The following is a 16,315-nucleotide window of genomic DNA, read 5'->3' as shown; positions in this document are numbered from 1 at the left end:
TCAGGCGTGCTCGAGGACCACGGCGCGCTTGAACAGGGCAGCGTCCGAGTTCGCGAGCGAGTCGGACGGGACGCCGTAGTCGCCGACCCACGACCACGAGGTCGACAGGATCTGCTGCAGGCGGTCCTGCGGCGGGCGGACGATGCGCGCGACCTGGACGCCGGGCGCGGCCTCGACCATCGCGATGTCCGGGACGTCCTCCACGCCGGTGCCCGCGAGCAGGTCACCGATGCCCTCGAACGGGGCGGCGACCAGGGCCCCGGCGCCGAGGACAATCGGCCGGTGCACGGTGACCGTGCCGGTCGAGCCGCCGGCGATGGTGGGGCACTCGTTGTTGCGGACCCAGTCGATGCCGCCGAACCGGCCGATGGACAGGTCGGTGTAGATCGGGGAGTCAACGCGGCCCTGCAGTGCCTGCTTGAAGTCGCTGTCGGAGAAGAGCTGGGCCTCGGTGTCCGGGTCGATGTGAGCGACGTAGTAGCCGTTCACCGTCGGGACGTTCATCTTGCGCAGGCGGGTGACCGCGGAGCGGAACATGGCGAAGGTCGCCACGTTCGCGCCGGTCAGGTCGAAGGCGGTGTCGCCGGTCGGCCGCACGGTGGTCGGCGCGTTGGCGGCGACGACGTAGTCGCCCGCGGTGTCTGCGCGGGCCGTGCCGAGGGTCAGGGTGTTGGTGCCGGTGTTGACGCCGGTCACGGTGTTGGCGACGCCCTCGATGGTGACGTTCAGCGGGGTCGATGCGGACACCGCGGTCGGGACGCCGTTGACGAGGACGTGGGTGAACCCGGCGACCGAGTTGACGATCATCGAGGTGTCCGAGGCAGCGGTCGTGGTGCCCCACGTCCGGCCACCCGCGTAGGCGGCGTACAGCTTGTTCCGGGCGATCTGGTTGAGCGACTGGCCCGCGTTGATGCCGAGGGTCTGCACGTCCGCGAGGAACTTGCTCGCCAGCGCCATCGAGCTGGTGAGCATGTTCGTGTCGATCGCCTGGCCGTACTGGTCCATCGTCACGGACCACTGCTCGACGCCGTAGGTCGCAGCCGACGTATCCGAGCCGGTGATCGCTGTGGTGGCCGGCGCCAGCAGGCCCTTGCGGGTGAAGGTCTTGGTGTCACCGAGACCGCCCTGCCAGGGCTCGGCGTCCGCGATGGCCGGGAAGATGAACTCCGGGCGCAGCGCCTCCTGGAACACGCGGTCCAGAAGGCCGTTCTGCATCATCGCGCGGATCGCGGCGGGGACGGTCGACCGCACGTCGTGACGGCCGAGCTTGAACCACGGCCGGGCCGCAGTCAGTGCGTTCATTGTCTACTCCTGTGTGATCTCGACGGACACGAGGTCCGGGTGGTGCCGCGCGACCTCCTCGAGGCCGAGCAGCGCGGTTTGGGTGATGGCCGACACAGCGGCGCAGACCCGCCCGTCTTCCGCGTGCTCCTCGTGACCGTCCACCTCGATCGAGGTGCGGCCGTCGCCCAGTCGGGCACGGACGTGGATCACGCGCGAAGCCGGAATCCGGGTACGGCCTTGGAGAGCTCCGCTTCGAGATCGGCGCGAGACGCCGTGCGGAAGTCGGTCGCAGGCGCCTCAGGGCGCGCCCCCTGACCCGGGTCGGGCTTGGGGGCGGGCGGCCTCGGCACCTCCGGAGCCGGACGCCGCAGGTGCGGCTTCCGCTCCAGCAGGGCCTCGAGGTCCGCCGTGATGCTCTCGGTGTCGATCTCGCCGTCGTCGTTGGCGTAGGACTTCAGGTCGAGGAACGCGGCCGCGTCCTCGGGATCGGCGAACGCTGCAGCCGCGGCCTTCACCTCTGCGAGGACAGCACGCTTGGTGGCCTTCGCCGCCTGCTCCGCCAGCCTCTGAGCCTTGTCGGTAGCCTTGTCGAGCTCGGTCTTGTCGCGATCCTCGAACTCGGCCACCTTGCGCGCGAGATCGTCGGCACGCTTCTTCTCCGCAGCGGCAGCCCGGCGGGCCTCCGCCTTCTCGGCCTTCATGCGGTCGAGGGCCTGCTTGCCCTTGTCACCGAGCTGGTCGGCGCCTTCCGGGTCCGGATCGGCCGGATCGGGTGCCGGGTCCGCCTCAGGGGCGGGCGTCGGCGGGTCGGCCGGCTCCGGCTCGTCGTGGCGGGTCAGCCGGAACCAGTCCGCGCCATGGGCGGCGGACAGCCGGCGCTGTCGGGTGTTCTGCATGGACACTCCCGTTGCGGGATGAAGGCCGGCGCGTTGCGCGTCCGGCCGGTGGATGAGCTTCAGCCGATGTAGCCGAAGCGCCGCAGCATCCGGATGGCCTCATCGCGGTTGCCGGCGGACAGCTCGTAGATCTCCTCGGGCAGGAGACGGGGCGTGCGGAGGCGGAAGCCTCGACCGGACGCCGGGACACGGCCGCGGGCAATGGCCTGGGCTCGCTCGGATCGGTAGAAGGCGCCCCGCCGCGTCGTGCCCTCACGGGTCGCGGCGACCCGCCGGCCGTAGGCGGTCGTGGTGTACATCCCGCGGCGGGCGTTCACCACGCTGCTGATGCTGGCCCCATCGCGGATGGCCTGGGCGCCCGCAATCGTGAAGATCCGGTTCTGTTCGGCCGTCGACAGGCTCCGAAAGTACGCCGCCGAGTCGAAGGCCCCAGGGTGATGCCGTCCACGCTTAATCAGCCGGGCAGGCATGTGCACACAGTCACAGCGCGGGTGGCGCTGAAATCCGGCGTTCCAACCGAACTCCTTGCCGGCGAGAATGAGGCAGCGAGCGCACGCCGGGGGGTTGACCACCCGGATGTACCCGTTGATCGTCCTGCTGGCCGTGATGGATACGCCCGTCGCCTGCCGGCCCGCATCCGCAACCTCCGAGGCCGCCATCTTCAGCAGCTGCGTCAGGCCACGGAGCATCGCCTCCGTCTCGTCGAGCCCCGCGCCGATCGCCTCCTTGGTGGTGATGACCGGTAGATAGAGCAGCGAATCCAGCGGACGTCCGTCTGCGGCACGGCCGGAGAACCCCGACACCAGCACTCGGCCGGCGGGAGCCACCCGGCCATCGTCGGCAGCGGCTACAGCGGCCACGTACTCGTCAGAGCCGCTCGCCGCAGCGGCCTGCCCCAGCGCCACCGCCCGCACGACCTCCGGGCCCACCAGGGACTCCCAGGAGCCGGTCAGGTCCCGACGATCCAGCTCACGCCACAGGGCCTGCACGCGGTCGGCCGTCCGCCGCTGCTGGCGGGCCTGCGCCACGTAGTACGTCTGCGCCAGTTCTGCGGCGCTCATCCGGGACTCGGTGGGCGTGGCCATCAGTCGAGGGCCATCTCATCCGGCTCGGCCGCCGGTTCCGGTGAAGCCTTCGGCCCGATGTCCAGGGCCGCGAGGTCGCCAGCGAGGACGCGAGTCATGGCATCCTGGGCCGCCTCGTGGTCCTGTTCTTCCATACGGTTGATCTGGGCTTGCGTGTAGCCCATGTCCTCGCGGGTCTGCCGCAGTGGAACGATCTTCGCTGTGTAGAGCTTCGTCGCGGCGTCCGCTTTCTGGGCCACGGTCGGAGTGGACGCGTCCCGCCAGATCGTCTCCAGCGCGCGGGCCTCGTCCGACCACTCGCCGTCTCGGATACGCAAAGCAAGGCGCATCACCTGCTCCCAAGCCCCGCCCCAGGCGCGTTGCTTGCGCTCGGCTCGCTTCACCAAGCGGGACTCGGAAGAACGGATCGCGTCCGCCGACGCCGGGTTCTCGGTGGAGTACCCAAGGAAGTGCGGCGGCAGGCCGGCCAGCGAGGCGACGAGGCGAGCCAGTTGGTTGATGGTGTCGTGGAAGTTGGACAGCGAGGCCTCGTCGAACTGGATGACGTCGGCGCCGTCTTCCTTTCTGTTCTTCTCGGTTGCCCACATTCGGCCGATGATCCGGCTGAACGCGGACACCCGACGGCCCTGCTCGTCCTGGAAGTCCTCCTCGCCGAAACCGAAGGCCACCCGGCGCGGGGTCGCGTGGTACTCGGCGCTAACCATCATGTCGGTGGCGATCTTGCAGGCGGCATCCGACAGCGGGATCACCGACTTGAACTCGGACACCCCACCCTGCTTCTTGAGGCGCCCCCGGTTCACCAACGGAACAACGGGAACCTCGCCCAGTTTGTGGTCATCCCGAGGGAAACTCTCGTCCTCCACCCACTGGCCTGCATCGTTCTTCATGTACCAGACCGTGATGTTCGGCATGTACAGGGTGGCGTGGTCGACCTTCTTGCCCCCCTCACCGTCCTCGCACCAGCGCTTCACTGCCGCCGCAACCTTGCGGGTCCGCGGGTCGCGCTCGGCGTGCATGTCGAGCGCGGACTCCACGGTGATCAGAGGAATCGCCGCATCCTCGCCAGCGCCCGTGACCACGTAGGCCCGCTTCATCACCAGCGAATCGAGGTGGCCCTGCTGAGACTGCTCGTCGAGGTTGTTGGCCTGCCAGATACGCCAGAGCCCCTCGTCGGCGTGCGCCTCAGCGGGGAATCGAAAGCCCTCAACGTCGAGCCTTTCCTCGATGCTGTCGGCAACCAACTGCGGCCAGTTCACCACAACCTGCCGCACACGGTCATCGAGCTCAGCAAGGAGCTCAGGGGCCATGTACGACAGAGGCTGTTCGCCCTCGTAGTACGAGTCCAGGAGCTTCAGCTCCCTTACCTCCCGATCGTGGCAGCGGATCAGGTGCTCCAGCCACTCCAGCTCGCTGCGCGCCATGCCCACCTCACCCTCATCGCATGATCAGCATCTTGGATTTCCTCTTGGGCTTGGCCTGGCCTGCGGCAACGGCGTCCGTGGCCGCCTCGTGAGCGAGGACTGAGCAGACGAGAAGGTCGATCTTCTGGTGAACGGCAGCCTTGCGGAGCACGTACCGGTTCATCGGCCGGGCCGCCTTGCGGGCGTTCCGGACGTGCGTGGATGTGGTCTCGCAGCCGTCATGACGGAACCCTGTCTTGGCTTTCACCACGTCGGTCAGCAACTGCTCGCACGCCGCGTGCATCTGTACCGGGCGGGTCGTGTGCCACTCCGTAACCCGCTTCTCGCCGAACGCTGCCTGCCAGGCAGCGACCTCCGAGGTCCAATACGGCGGGTCGCAGTAGGCGCGCATGACCTCGTAGCGGTCGAACATCTCTCGCATCGCCGCATCGACCTCCAGCCGCGGCACCTGGCCCTCCCACTCGGCCGGGTTCCAGACCGTCGGCCGGCGGTCCGGTCCGTACACCGGGGTGAACTGGTAGCCGTCCAAGGTCTCGGCCCGGATGCCAGTCCAGTCGTCCACGTCGGAGCCGTCGAAGCCCAGGACGATCCGGGTGCCGTCCGGGATCTCACGGGGCTCATTGCGGGCGTCCCACTGGTCCTGCTGCATCCAGGCGCCCATGCCGGCCACAATTCGGTTCCCGTAGAACCGCTCCGCCTCCGCAGGCTCCTTCTCCAGCAACTCCGCCGCCTCACCCTCGATGGAATCGAGGTTGATGTGGGAGCTGCCGGCGTACACGAAGGCATGGATCCGGCGCCGCTCGGCCTTGTTCAGGTACGACAGCCCCTTCGGGGGCGTCCGGTGGTAGCGGTAGATGTCGGTCTGCTTCGACTCGGCGGTCTTCTGTGCCACGGAGTCCTCGGACGGATCCCAGCAGTTCGTCGTCTCCAGCGAGCGGCCCTGCATGCCACCGAGGCCGCGGCGCTGGGTGGTGGCGACCTTGGTCATTTTGTTGCCCTCGGTCCAGATGCCTGTCTCGTCCTGCGGCACGAACGTGACAGGGTTGCCGAGGCGAGACTGCGCCGACGAAGTCACTACGTCGATGCGGCCGTCGTTCGGGAGTCGGATGAACTGCTCGCCCACTTTCATCCGTTCGGCGAGGAACCCGTCACGGATCATCGCCTGCAGGGGCCGGTAGATGTTGTCCGTCTGGTCCTCGGACGTCGCCGTGATCTGGATCAGGGGCTGGTTCCACGGTCGCCCCATCGGCTCGCCAGGCTCATACTCGTACACCCAGCCACAGCCGCAGCCATCGTCCCGGCAGTCGTACACCTCACCGCCCCGGGCCCACCCGGCGAACAGGACGGGCCCGATCGCCTCCGCGGCCACCAGCCCGGCACTCCACGGGCCCTTCCCGCTCTTCTGCGGAGCGACGACCTGGGCTCGGCGGTAGTAGAACGCCGTTGCCAGCTCGCCAACCTGGGCACCCTCACGCACCCGGTAGAACTGGGCCGTACACCGCAGTTGCCAGTCGTACATCTGAAACGGCTTCGGGCTCCCGTCCACACCACCCACCGACCGGATCCGGCAGTGCTGAGCGATCCAGTCCGGGACGATGAACAGGGTCGGGAAGTCCATGGCCCACGTACCGTCGTCAGCCGCTACCACCAGACACCGCCCTCAGACGGGCCCGCGCCGAGTTCGGCGCCGCCACCGCAGTAGCCGCGGGACGGGCCACCGCAGCCTCCTGGTCGATCCGCCACCGGTTCGACCGCATCCCTGGCGTCGTCAGCCCAAGACTGTCGGCCAGCTGCCGGACCAGGGTCGACAGGACGACCGGCGACTTCGGCTCCTCGGCCTCCACGAGCCGACGCACGTACAGCGCGACTTCGAGGCCCTGGTCGTACCGCTCCCACATCAGCGCCTGCGGCTTCCGCCACAGGCCCTCCCACAACTCCGACTCCCGGGCGCTCTGCTCCGTCAGCGGCCAGTCGGGCGTTGCGCCCTGGCGGCCCTCGGCGGGCAGGATCGCCCACTCGCCTGCATCACGCTCGCGGCGTAGGGCGGTGGGGTCGGGGGCGGGTCCAGATCGGGAGCGTGCTCCACCCTTCGGCATAGTGATCACCTCTGACTGGCCGCGTTGCGCGGCGGGGTGCCGTCACCTTGCGTGACAGCGGGCATGATCGTTCCCGGAGCTCTGAACCTGACAAACCGGACGGCGACCTCCCCGGCGGTCCGTCAGTGGTGGCCCTGGGCCTTCCCTCCCCAGGTGGGTGCCGAGCCGGTGGTCACCCACCGTCACGCTGGTTGGAGCGCCAGGTGGCTGTAGCGGTGATCCGCCGGGTCCCAGCTCGTGGCGACAGCCGGCAAGCCACGGCGGTGCCGATCGTCGGCCCACTCCGTCAGCAGGAGGTCCCTCTTGTCGCTGTTGCATGCCGAGCAGGCGGGCAGGATGTTGCTGAGGGCGTTGCTGCCGCCTCGGCTCAGGGGGACGACGTGGTCGGGCTCCGGCTGCTCGTCGATGCGCAAGCGTCGATGGCAGTAGGAGCAACGGCGATCGAACCGCAGGAACAGGCCGATGACCTCTTCCCACGTGTAGCAGCCGCCCGCGTTGGACTGGCGAGCTCGGCGACGTGCTCGCTTGTGGCGGCGCTTGCAGTTCTTGCCGCAGTAGCGCTGCTGGGGCATGACAGAGGCGTACTCCCAACCGCACCACTGACAGCTCCGGAGCCCCAACGGTGACGGCCGCGCTATCCGCTCGCGCAGCAGCATGGCCATGTGGCCATCAGGGATACGGCTGGAGCGAGAAGGGTGCGACGCGGGTACATCGCACAGGTACACGCCGCCCGCCCTGTCGATGTCTCTACACAGGTACGAGCAGTAGAGCCTGGCGTAACGCAGGCCGCGGCCCTTGCCCTTCTGGCAGGGGACGCCACAGAGTGCGCAAGGTACTGACTCGGTTCGATGTCGGTTCGGCTGCCGCTGGTTGTAGTGAGTGGAGCAGAGCCCACGTGCTCGGTGCGGTCTACCGCAACCGTCCGCCGTGCAGGTCTTGGCCTTGGTTTCCATAGCGCCTCCGGGTATGGCGAAGCCCCCGACACCCGGAGAGGGTCGGGGGCTTCTGCTCGCCGTGATCAGCGGCGAGTGCCTGGGGTCAGCCGGGGTTGATTCCACCTGGCTGATGCAGTGCGGTCTCCTTCGAATGGCACGGCTGGCACAGCCCACGCCCGTGCCGCGGGTCGTTGGGGTCGAGGCCCTGCTCGACCAGCTCGCGCCGGCTGAGCGGGTGGTGGTCGGCGTGGACCGAGGGAGCCGTGCCACACAGCACGCACGTCCGGTCCCTGGCCAACACGCCGGGCCTGAAGGTCTGCTCGTGCCCGCGCCCGTAGCCTCGCTGCCTGGCCGTGCCGCGCTTGGCCTCAGCCTGCTGCCTGTGGTCCGGGCAGCGGCCGCCCTGGTCGGTGTACTCGGGGCAGCCGGGTGTCGAGCACACGCGCCATCCTGCTCGTCTGGCCACGGCGGTCACCTCCTCCGGCGTAGCGTGTCGTCCTCAACGAGCAAGGGGGCAGAGATGGTCGAGCAGCAGAAGCCGGACTGGCCAAGGGGGTTGGCCGCTGTCGGCCTGGCCCTGCTGGTCATCGGTGCGATCGCCCGCTTCGCCGTGGTGCCGATGGTCATCGGTGGTCTCATCCTGCTGTGCGTGGGCGTCGCCACCTCGGGCCGAGGCAAGCCGGACGGGCCGGCTGGTCCCACGCCTGAGCGCGACCCGGACCGGCCCTGGCGCCGCAAGTCGGACTGAGCTGGGCTCAGTCAACGTGGAAGCGCTGACTGGCCACGACCGGCTTCTCCGGCGGTGCGGTGATCTCGACCCAAGCGCGGTAGGCGCCTGGCCCGAGTTCTACGGCGCCGCCTGGGCCGACGAGGAGCGTGGCGTGCGGGACGCCGCCGACGGTCCGCCACTCTGCGACGTGCCAGTCGCCAGCCTCGGGCCGCTCTCCGTCGGGCAGGACAGCAACGCGGACGCTGTAGGCCGTGGGGTCGCTGGCGGAGGTGATGGGGGTGAGGAGCTCTTCGAGGCTGCTGCGGTCCACCGGTCCCCCTCTACGTCCGTGGCGTGCCTGCGGTCCATGCGGGTGCCCGCGTCCGCCCGACTGTCCACCGCGTGTGGGGCGTTCCGGCGGTGACGGTGTCGATGCCGGAGCCGCCTGCTGTGGCGAGTGGCCGTGCAGTGCTGGTCTCGACGGCGACGCCGAGGATGGCTGTCTTGGCGCCCGCCAGGGGCTGTGCTGTCTCGCTGGAGCTGGCCGCCGCGAGGCTCTGGCTCCTGGAGGCGGTGAGGGCCTGCGCGGTCTCGGTCGCGGTGGCGGTCAGCAGGGCCGCCACCTTGGCGCCGGTCAGGGCTTGTGCGGCGTCAGCCTCCAGCGTGCCGGCGAGCGAGGCCGTCTTGCTGCCGGCGAGCGACTGGGCGTTGTCGGCTTCCGTCGCGGCGGTGAGGGCCACGCCGGCGGTCACGTCCGCGGCGGCGAAGTCGTCGAAGCGGATGGCGGCGGACGACGTGGAGCGGAGTCCGACGCTGGTGCCGGACGCGACCGCCGTGTCGGTGACGGAGACGCGCTGGACCCCGTTGACGAAGCCCTTAATCGTCGAGCCGACGGTCTGGATCTTCGCGACGTCCCCGGGCGCTGCGGCTGCCGCGTAGCTGCCGATGGCCGTGAACGTTGAGCTGACGACACTGAACAGGGTCCACTCGCTGCCGTCGTTGCGCCACAGGTAGCCGTTGCTGATGCCCGAGTTACCCCGGCACCAGACGCCATGGCTCGCTGCTGTGGTCGCGGTGATCGTGACTTGCGCCGAGTGGTCGTTGCTGTCCATCGCGCCAGCCGCGCGCAGGATGATCGTGCCGCCCGTGGAGCCCGGTGACAGCTGGTTGGAGACGATCGACCAGTCCCCAGACACCTCGACCCAGCCGGCGCCCAGGTCGGTGTTGTCGGCGCGGTTGAAGTCGTCAGCGAAGCTGGCCACGGCGACCTCCCGCCCCCGTCGGTAAGCCGGCCGTCACGCGGTGGAGGTCGCGCGGTAGAAGTCGGCGACGCTCAGGGTGAATGAGTTGCCGTCGGGCGTGAGCGACACGTCGTGCTTCGTCAGCGGCACCAGGTCCGCGTCGGTGCCGCCTGTCGTGTCGGGGTCGTAGCAGATGACGACGGCGCCGACCGCGTTCCCGCTCGCCGCAGTCCAGGTGACGTCCGCGCAGTCGACGGCCACCCGGTCGCTAGTGTCGTCGACGGTCACCGTGACGCCGGAGAGGGTCTTGCGGCCCATCGTCGTCTGCTCGTTGGACGCGCCGGCGAGAAGGGCGGCCAGGTCGTCGTAGTCGCGCATGGTCGCGTCGGAGACGAGCCCAGCGGCTTCCAGCAGTACGGCGACGAGAGCGTCGCTGGCGGCCGGGAGGGCGGCCAGCGAGGCCACGCGCCCCAATGCCTGGTTGAAGACAATGTTTCCCACCGTCGGCTCCTCTCGGACGACACCGCTAAGCGGTCTGTGCTGTACGGCGTGGTCGGTAACTGGAGGCCGCGTCTTGGATCTCGGGGAGGGCGTACATCGTCTTGTACTCGTGGCCTTGCCCGGAGTACTTGCGAGGGTCGCCCTTGAAGCGGCTGACCTTCCCGCGAGACGCCCACTTGCGTATGACGGTCTCAGGTACCCCGGTGGCGGCGGAGGCTTCGTGGGCGTAGACGAGGTCGTCGGGGTACAGCTCGGCCGGGTCCATGGTGCCCCCCTGACATGCAGAAAGCCCCCGGCGGATGCTGGGGGCTCTAAGTAGCTGCGGACACAGTGGTATCCGGATGGGGGCAGTGTGACATATGGCTGCTCGGCCTGACAACTACTGATCTGCTACGCGTCTCACTGCTGTCGCGTGAGGGCGGCGATGCACCGCCCACAGAGGTCTCCGATCTCCTCGCTGGGCCCGATGTAGAGGTGGCTGCCGCAGTAGTAGCCGCCGCAGCCGTTCTCGTCGCCGCCGGGGGTCTGGCCGCAGAGATGGGCGAGGCCGCGGTCGATGTCGGCATCGCAGCCGGGCTCTTCACAGGTGGCGTCGATGCCGTACCCGGCTTCGATAGTCTCGCCGTTGCGCTGGATCGTGTAGCTGGCGTATCCCATGGTCTTCTCCTTCGTTTGGGTGGGTCTTACCCGTTTGATGTATGGGTGGCTTCGCGAATGAGGTGGAGCACTTCGCCTTCCGTCCGTTCGGGCCGGTCGTTCCAGCAGTGGTAGGGGTCGTCGATGCCGCGGCTCCTGAGCACGTTCTGCATGGCCTTCCCGGCGGCGATGGCGGTGTTCTCGTCTCCGTACCCGAGCCGGTACAGCACGGCTTGTGCCCCGAGGATGCAGCGGGCTCCTCCGCGGGATCGGAGTCCGCCGCGGTGGTGCCCGTACTGCTGGAGGACGAGCGCGGTCAGTTCGAGGTGCTGCTCGACGGTGATGGCGCGTCCGGCGCCGTGGAGTCGGCGGGCGGGGGTGAGGGCGAGGGCCCAGTCGGGGATGATGCGCCACCAGCGCGCGGGGGCGGTAAGGGCGGGCGTCGTGTCGCCCGGGGCTTCGGCGGGCGCCTGGAGGGCTTCGGCGACGAGCTGGGCGGTGGTCTTGGTGACGAGCGGGTGGGCGGTCTTGGGGGCCTGGTCGGCGAGGTAGGCCTCGATGTCGGCGATGAGGCTGGCCGCGTCGACTGTCAGCTCGGCGGGGCGGGTGGCGGTGGACGCGGCCATGGCGGGGCTCCTTCGGTGGGGTCTGTGGTGGAGGTCAGTGGATGTCGTAGATCACGCCGTTGCTGTTGACGATCAGCACGGTCTTGCACTTGGTGCAGCGGTACGTCTGCTGGTCGGTGGTCTTCGGGATCGTGCGCATCTCGGTCTCGCAGCAGTCCGGGGCGATCTCTACGTCCAGCTCGATCCAGTCGCCGATGTTGAGTTCGTAGCCGCCGTTGATCGTCGGGGTGCTCATTGGGTGCCTCCTTGTCGGTGTGGGGTTAGTGCTTCTTGCACTTGCCGCGGCTGCAGTTGGTGCAGCTCTCGTCGATCTGGCTTCGGATGGGGGCGATGACCGTGTTGGCGATGGCGTCGCCGACGCGTCCGCCGGTCTTCCCGCCGACCTTCTTGCCGGCCGTGTGGAGTGCGGCGGCGGCGTTGTCGAGCTTCTGGGCGGTCTTGCGTCCGAACATGTCGGGTCCCTTTCTGTCGCTCGGGGCTGTCCCGGCTCCCCTCACCGCCCGTGCGTGTCGGGCGGATCGGGCAGCGGGCAGTCCGTCAGCGACCGGCGAGGGCCCACCTGCGGGACATGCCTTCGGAGGCGTCGCGGATGTGGCGCTCGGTGGCCTTCCGGGCGGCGCGCTGTGCGGAGGCGGAGAGCGCGATCTCGTCCTCGGGGCCGCCGCGGAGCGGGAGGTCGGGGCGCTGGGTGTGGATCTCTCGTTCCTTGGCGAGGAGCGAGGTGACGGCCTCGTAGCCGTGGTGGGTCGGGGACTGGGCGAGGATGTCGCCGATGAGGGTGGATCGCTTGGTGGTGACGATCCACTCGCTGTAGGTGCGTCCGGGGCCGGCGTCGATGCCGGGGTGGCGGGGGTCGGTGATGGGGGCGTGCTCGTTGATGACGAAGAGGCTCATGCCGGGCTTGATGTCGCGGAGGAGGGCCTTCTTGCCGCCCCAGGTGGCCTTGTAGGTGTGCTTCATGTCGGGGTCCTTTCGGTGCTGGGTGGCTGGGTGTGGATGGCGCCGTAGATGGCGAGGAGTTGGTGGAGGCTGATGCGTGCGTCGCTGCCGGCGGGGGCGAGGAGCGGGGCGTTGCGAAGGGCTCCGGTGTCGCCGGTGACGGTGAACTCGTGGTCTCGGCCGTCGTGGTGGATGTAGAGGCTCATGCCGGGCTGGAGGGCTGCAGTGAGGGCCGCGGAGTCGGCTCGGGTGCTGCGGTAGGTGGGCTTGAGGTCGTCCGTCGAGGGCTCCTCTCCACGGGGATGAATGGGTTGATTTCGGGTGCTCAGCTGCATGGGGATGCCACAAAGGCGCAGGTCAGGGGTGCTCAGCGGTCTGCTCAGGGCCTGCTCGGAGCCGCCTGTCCGCTCAGGCCGAGCAGCCTCTGAGCGGGACTTTGAGCGGCTCTGACCTGGGGTTATGTGGCCGTGAGCAGGGCCGAGCAGGGGATGATCAGGGCATTACGGGCGGCGGAGAGCGGTCAACGTCTGCAGCTTGAAGCCGCGCGGGTTCTTCTCTTCGCCGATCGGGCCGAGGGTGACCGGGATGCCGGCCCCCGCCTCCTTCATCAGCTCCTTGAACCGGTCGGGCGTCAGATCCGGGTACCAGCGGTCGCGCAGGGCCTCGACGAGCGGCTCCGTCTTCATTCGGTCAACCTTCGCGTCGGTCAGCACGTCGATCACTCGGGCGATGAGGATCTCGCCCGGGTCGGGGCTTCCTGCTCGCCCAGGCCGGCCGTTGCGCTCAGGTCCGCCAGCGGCCGACGACAGGCCGGTCGCGGCGATCAGGTGCTGCTCGATCGGGTCATCCCACTGTCCGGCCAGGCGCCCGGCGTCCTCACGGAGCTTGGCCGCGTACCGCATCAGCAGCGTGACTTCCCCGCGCTCGTCCTCGTCGAGGTCGAAGGAGCGGGCGAGGTCGGTGCCGCCAGCGAACGGGTTGTTCAGCCAGCCGAGGCCGGGCCGCGGCGGGTCGAACTTCGAGGCGTCCGGGCCGCCGGAACCGGCGAGGCCGGAGCCGAGGATCGTGTTGGACTGGGTGCCGCTGTCGACCTTCATGGCCCACTTGGTGCCGCAGTTCATTGACAGGCGGGTGGGGATGACGTCGACCTGCGGCAGCTGAGTGGTGAGAACGAGCAGGATCCCGGCGCCGGTCGCCACGGCCGCGAGCTTCATCAGCTTCTCCAGCAGCTGGTCACGGTCGTCATGGCTGCCGGGGCTGGTGTAGGTGGCGACCTCGTCGATGACGACCAGCTCAATGCCGCCGAGCCGCAGGATGGTGTCCTCGGTCATCTTCGACTTGCCGAGCTCGCCGAGGATCCGGTTGCGGCGGTCCATGTCGACGGTCAGCGCTTCGGTGAGGGCGAGGAGCCGGGCCGGGTCGGGCTTGAAGTAGGTGGCGGCGACTCCGGCGCGGCCGAGGGCGTCGAACTCGCCGTTCTCCTTGCCGGCGACGATCCGCAGGTTGATGCGGGGGTCCATGGCGGCGCCGACGAGGAGGTTGGCCATGCCGACGCCCTTGCCGGAGCGGGTGGTGCCGCCGATGAGGGTGTGCTGGTTACGGATGAGGAGGCGGACGGTGTTGCCGCGCTTGCCCCAGCCGACGGGTACCCCGTCGTTCCAGGCGTCGATCGGGCCGGGGGCCTGGACGAGCGGGGAGGGCCGGGTGGTCTCGAACGGGTCGGTATCGGACAGCCAGATGTGGGCCTGGTTGGCGTGGGTGCCCTTGCTGACGTCGACCATCGGCACGTCGCGCTTCAGTGCGCCGGCGAGGGCTTCGGTCTTGCTCTTGAGGGCGGTGACGGTGTCGTCGAGGTCGACGGTGATGGTGAGGGTCTGGTCGGGCTGCCGGGTGAGCGGCTGGATGATCTCGCCTTCGAAGCCGAGCTTCTTCAGGGCGGCGAGGACCTTCTCGTCGCCTGCGGTCGGGGGGACGCCGGCCCCGGGGTGCATGGCTGCGGAACCGGGCGCCAGGGGGTTCTGCTGTCCCGAGACGGCGGGCCGGCCGTGCCAGGCGCCGAGGCCGAGGGCGGCGAGCGCGAGGGGGATGTCGAGGAGGGGCGCGCCGAGGGTGGTGATGGTGGCACCAGTGCCGGCGAGGGCGGCCCACCCTCCGGCCTTGGCGCTGTAGATGAGGCGGTGGCGGCGATAGTCGGCGCGGCGAGTCTCGACGAGAGCGTGGGCCTTGGCTTCGGCGGCGGCGTCGCCCGCGGCGGCCTTACGGGCGGCCTTGGCCGTGGCGATCATCTGCGGGTAGTCGTCGCGGTAGCCGGCGAACAGGCTCCGGGCGAGGCGCCAGTAGCCGCGGGCGACCCAGGGGGCGTACATACGGTTGGCGCGCACGTGGTCCTGCGCGGCGGTCAGCCACGCGGGCCGGGTAGCGACGGTGGTGCCCTGGTGCTCGACGACCGTGCCCTCGACGGGGGCCGGGGCGTTGTCCTTGACGACGGTGAGGATGGGTCGGTTGGTGTCCTGCGGGGTGTGGGCTGCGGTGGTCATGGTCGTGGTCCTCAGCTCTGCTCGGACTGGACGGTGTCTCGGAGGCGGATCGCGTACTCGGTGCGGCAGCCGACGGCCTCGCGAATCTTGCGGACGCTGAGACGGTCAGTGCCGCCGAGGGCTTCGGCGAGCTTCTCGACCTGCTCGATGTGGGCAGCTTCGAGAGGCTTCACGGCCTCTTCTGCGGGCTGCTGGCGAACCGGCCGCTTCCCTTTACCCCCAAGGGCTCCGGGCGTCTTGGACGGCCCCTGGGGGCCCTTCCCGGTAACGGCGCCAGCGGGGCCGTCGTCGCCTCCCGTTCGGGTCGGGAACAGGTCGGCGAGGAAGAGGTCGACGGCGACGCGCTCGGGGGTCATCTCAGCGGCCGTCATCACGTCGGCCAGAGCCCGCTCGGCGCCAAGCCGTCGGTCGAGGACGTCGGCGGTGACGCCGAGCGGGCCGCCCTGGACGTCACGCCACGCGTCGGCGAGCGCTGCGGACCGGGAGATGATGCCGGGCAGGGACAGGAGGGTCAGCAGTCGGTCGTGAACCTCCGGGTACTCGACCGCGAGCCGGGCCTCCTTCCACGCCTCGTCACGGTCGAGTGCACCAGCCGGGACGGACGCGAGGATCCGCAGGTACGCCTCGAACTGCTTCGGGAACATCGTCTTGCGGTCGGCGTCCTGCCGGCGCTCCCGCTGCTGCTTCCCCTTCGCCGCCGCGGCCTCGGCTCGGGCCTTGGCCTTGTCGGCGGCACGCTGCGCGGCGTCCCTGTTGTCGCCGGCGGTCCGGGCCTCGATGATCTCGCGGACCTCAACGAGGACCGGGCCGACGATCGAAGTGGCCGCGAGGGCGAGGCCAGCGATCGGGCCGAACAGCTCAGCGCCCTTGGAGCCGTTGATGAGCCCGGCGAACCCGGCGAGTACCGCGGTGAGGATCCAGAACGGCCAGCGGGCGAAGCCCTTCCGCACGGCCCACTGGGTGCCCTTGACCGCGGTGAAGGCGAGGAGCTCCAGGAAGAACGGCACCGGTAGCAGGTAGAGGGCCGGCTCGTCGGGGCCATCCTCGGCGCGGAGCCCCAGGAAGTACATGACCAGGGACGGAAGGGAGGCGAGAAGCCCGAGGACGAAGATGACGGTGACGAGCCGCTTGAAGACGACGCCCTTGTCGAGGGCGGCTTCGCGGCGGCGCTCGTCGCGCTCGGCCTGGTCATCGGCTGCGTCGTCCTCGACGGCGGTGAGCTGCTTGCGAAGCCGGGCCTGCTTGACCTGCTCGGCGAGCTGCTCGGTCGCGGTCTTAGCCGCGCCGGCGCCGAGGTCCTGCTTGGCAGCTTCGGCCTGAGCTGCGAGGAGGGCCGCTTCAGCGCGGGTCTTCGTGGCGTCGGCCTCGCGCTCCTCCCAGGAGCGGTAGCTGCTGCTCACGGCAATCAG

Annotated in this window: 20 protein-coding genes; 1 reads left to right on the top strand and 19 read right to left on the bottom strand. The window is 69.5% G+C overall.

Features of this window, described 5'->3' with window-relative positions:
* From GGE06_RS29380 to GGE06_RS29345, 8 genes are all read right to left on the bottom strand, one after another.
* A complete protein-coding gene (locus GGE06_RS29380; RefSeq protein ID WP_184932254.1) occupies positions 1-1,302 on the bottom strand; it encodes a major capsid protein in 1,302 nt (433 codons plus the stop codon).
* 3 nt (positions 1,303-1,305) lie between these two features.
* Positions 1,306-1,494, bottom strand: a complete 189-nt coding sequence (locus GGE06_RS29375; protein WP_184932253.1) for a ribosomal-processing cysteine protease Prp — start codon at positions 1,492-1,494, stop codon at positions 1,306-1,308.
* The gene (locus GGE06_RS29370; RefSeq protein WP_184932252.1) at positions 1,491-2,180 is read right to left on the bottom strand and encodes a hypothetical protein; all 690 of its coding nucleotides are present in this window, start codon (positions 2,178-2,180) and stop codon (positions 1,491-1,493) included. The genes GGE06_RS29375 and GGE06_RS29370 overlap by 4 nt, the downstream gene beginning before the upstream one ends.
* A gap of 59 nt (positions 2,181-2,239) precedes the next feature.
* Positions 2,240-3,265, bottom strand: coding sequence for a hypothetical protein (locus GGE06_RS29365; protein ID WP_184932251.1), 1,026 nt, complete (start codon positions 3,263-3,265; stop codon positions 2,240-2,242).
* Entirely contained in the window at positions 3,265-4,686 is a 1,422-nt protein-coding gene (locus GGE06_RS29360) for a phage portal protein (protein ID WP_184932250.1), read from the bottom strand. Before GGE06_RS29360 ends, GGE06_RS29365 begins: the two co-directional genes overlap by 1 nt.
* 13 nt (positions 4,687-4,699) lie before the next feature.
* Positions 4,700-6,304 carry a terminase large subunit domain-containing protein gene (locus tag GGE06_RS29355; protein WP_184932249.1) on the bottom strand — a complete coding sequence of 535 codons (1,605 nt, stop codon included), beginning with the start codon at positions 6,302-6,304 and terminating at the stop codon, positions 4,700-4,702.
* A gap of 16 nt (positions 6,305-6,320) precedes the next feature.
* Complete coding sequence (locus GGE06_RS29350) at positions 6,321-6,782, bottom strand: hypothetical protein (protein ID WP_184932248.1); 462 nt, start codon at positions 6,780-6,782, stop codon at positions 6,321-6,323.
* A 182-nt stretch (positions 6,783-6,964) separates the two neighbouring features.
* Complete coding sequence (locus tag GGE06_RS29345; protein ID WP_184932247.1) at positions 6,965-7,354, bottom strand: HNH endonuclease; 390 nt, start codon at positions 7,352-7,354, stop codon at positions 6,965-6,967.
* Positions 7,355-8,237: 883 nt separating this feature from the next.
* On the opposite strand from GGE06_RS29345, the gene GGE06_RS29340 reads away from it, so the two are divergent.
* Complete coding sequence (locus tag GGE06_RS29340) at positions 8,238-8,465, top strand: hypothetical protein (protein ID WP_184932246.1); 228 nt, start codon at positions 8,238-8,240, stop codon at positions 8,463-8,465.
* A 7-nt stretch (positions 8,466-8,472) separates the two neighbouring features.
* Here the strand turns inward: GGE06_RS29340 and GGE06_RS29335 are convergent, their stop codons facing one another.
* From GGE06_RS29335 to GGE06_RS29285, 11 genes are all read right to left on the bottom strand, one after another.
* Complete coding sequence (locus GGE06_RS29335) at positions 8,473-8,757, bottom strand: hypothetical protein (protein WP_184932245.1); 285 nt, start codon at positions 8,755-8,757, stop codon at positions 8,473-8,475.
* 10 nt (positions 8,758-8,767) lie between these two features.
* Positions 8,768-9,688, bottom strand: coding sequence for a hypothetical protein (locus GGE06_RS29330; protein ID WP_184932244.1), 921 nt, complete (start codon positions 9,686-9,688; stop codon positions 8,768-8,770).
* 33 nt (positions 9,689-9,721) lie between these two features.
* Complete coding sequence (locus GGE06_RS29325) at positions 9,722-10,168, bottom strand: hypothetical protein (protein WP_184932243.1); 447 nt, start codon at positions 10,166-10,168, stop codon at positions 9,722-9,724.
* 399 nt (positions 10,169-10,567) lie between these two features.
* Positions 10,568-10,825 (bottom strand): hypothetical protein, encoded by a 258-nt coding sequence (locus GGE06_RS29320; RefSeq protein ID WP_184932242.1) that lies wholly within the window; start codon positions 10,823-10,825, stop codon positions 10,568-10,570.
* A gap of 26 nt (positions 10,826-10,851) precedes the next feature.
* Positions 10,852-11,430: a DUF6197 family protein gene (locus tag GGE06_RS29315; protein ID WP_184932241.1), complete on the bottom strand. Its 579-nt coding sequence runs from the start codon at positions 11,428-11,430 to the stop codon at positions 10,852-10,854.
* A 34-nt stretch (positions 11,431-11,464) separates the two neighbouring features.
* The gene (locus tag GGE06_RS29310) at positions 11,465-11,665 is read right to left on the bottom strand and encodes a hypothetical protein (RefSeq protein WP_184932240.1); all 201 of its coding nucleotides are present in this window, start codon (positions 11,663-11,665) and stop codon (positions 11,465-11,467) included.
* Between the two features lie 25 nt (positions 11,666-11,690).
* Positions 11,691-11,882 (bottom strand): hypothetical protein, encoded by a 192-nt coding sequence (locus GGE06_RS29305; RefSeq protein WP_184932239.1) that lies wholly within the window; start codon positions 11,880-11,882, stop codon positions 11,691-11,693.
* Positions 11,883-11,967: 85 nt separating this feature from the next.
* Complete coding sequence (locus GGE06_RS29300) at positions 11,968-12,390, bottom strand: hypothetical protein (protein WP_184932238.1); 423 nt, start codon at positions 12,388-12,390, stop codon at positions 11,968-11,970.
* Positions 12,387-12,704, bottom strand: coding sequence for a hypothetical protein (locus GGE06_RS29295; protein ID WP_184932237.1), 318 nt, complete (start codon positions 12,702-12,704; stop codon positions 12,387-12,389). The genes GGE06_RS29300 and GGE06_RS29295 overlap by 4 nt, the downstream gene beginning before the upstream one ends.
* 165 nt (positions 12,705-12,869) lie before the next feature.
* Positions 12,870-14,906 carry an FtsK/SpoIIIE domain-containing protein gene (locus GGE06_RS29290; RefSeq protein ID WP_184932236.1) on the bottom strand — a complete coding sequence of 679 codons (2,037 nt, stop codon included), beginning with the start codon at positions 14,904-14,906 and terminating at the stop codon, positions 12,870-12,872.
* A gap of 11 nt (positions 14,907-14,917) precedes the next feature.
* Entirely contained in the window at positions 14,918-16,306 is a 1,389-nt protein-coding gene (locus GGE06_RS29285) for a hypothetical protein (RefSeq protein ID WP_184932235.1), read from the bottom strand.
* Positions 16,307-16,315: the final 9 nt, after the last annotated feature.

It is taken from the genome of Streptomyces nymphaeiformis, assembly GCF_014203895.1.
GTDB classification, from domain to species: Bacteria; Actinomycetota; Actinomycetes; order Streptomycetales; family Streptomycetaceae; genus Streptomyces; species Streptomyces nymphaeiformis.
Note: the sequence above shows the minus strand (reverse complement) of the source record. Positions and strands in the feature narration are given on the sequence as shown.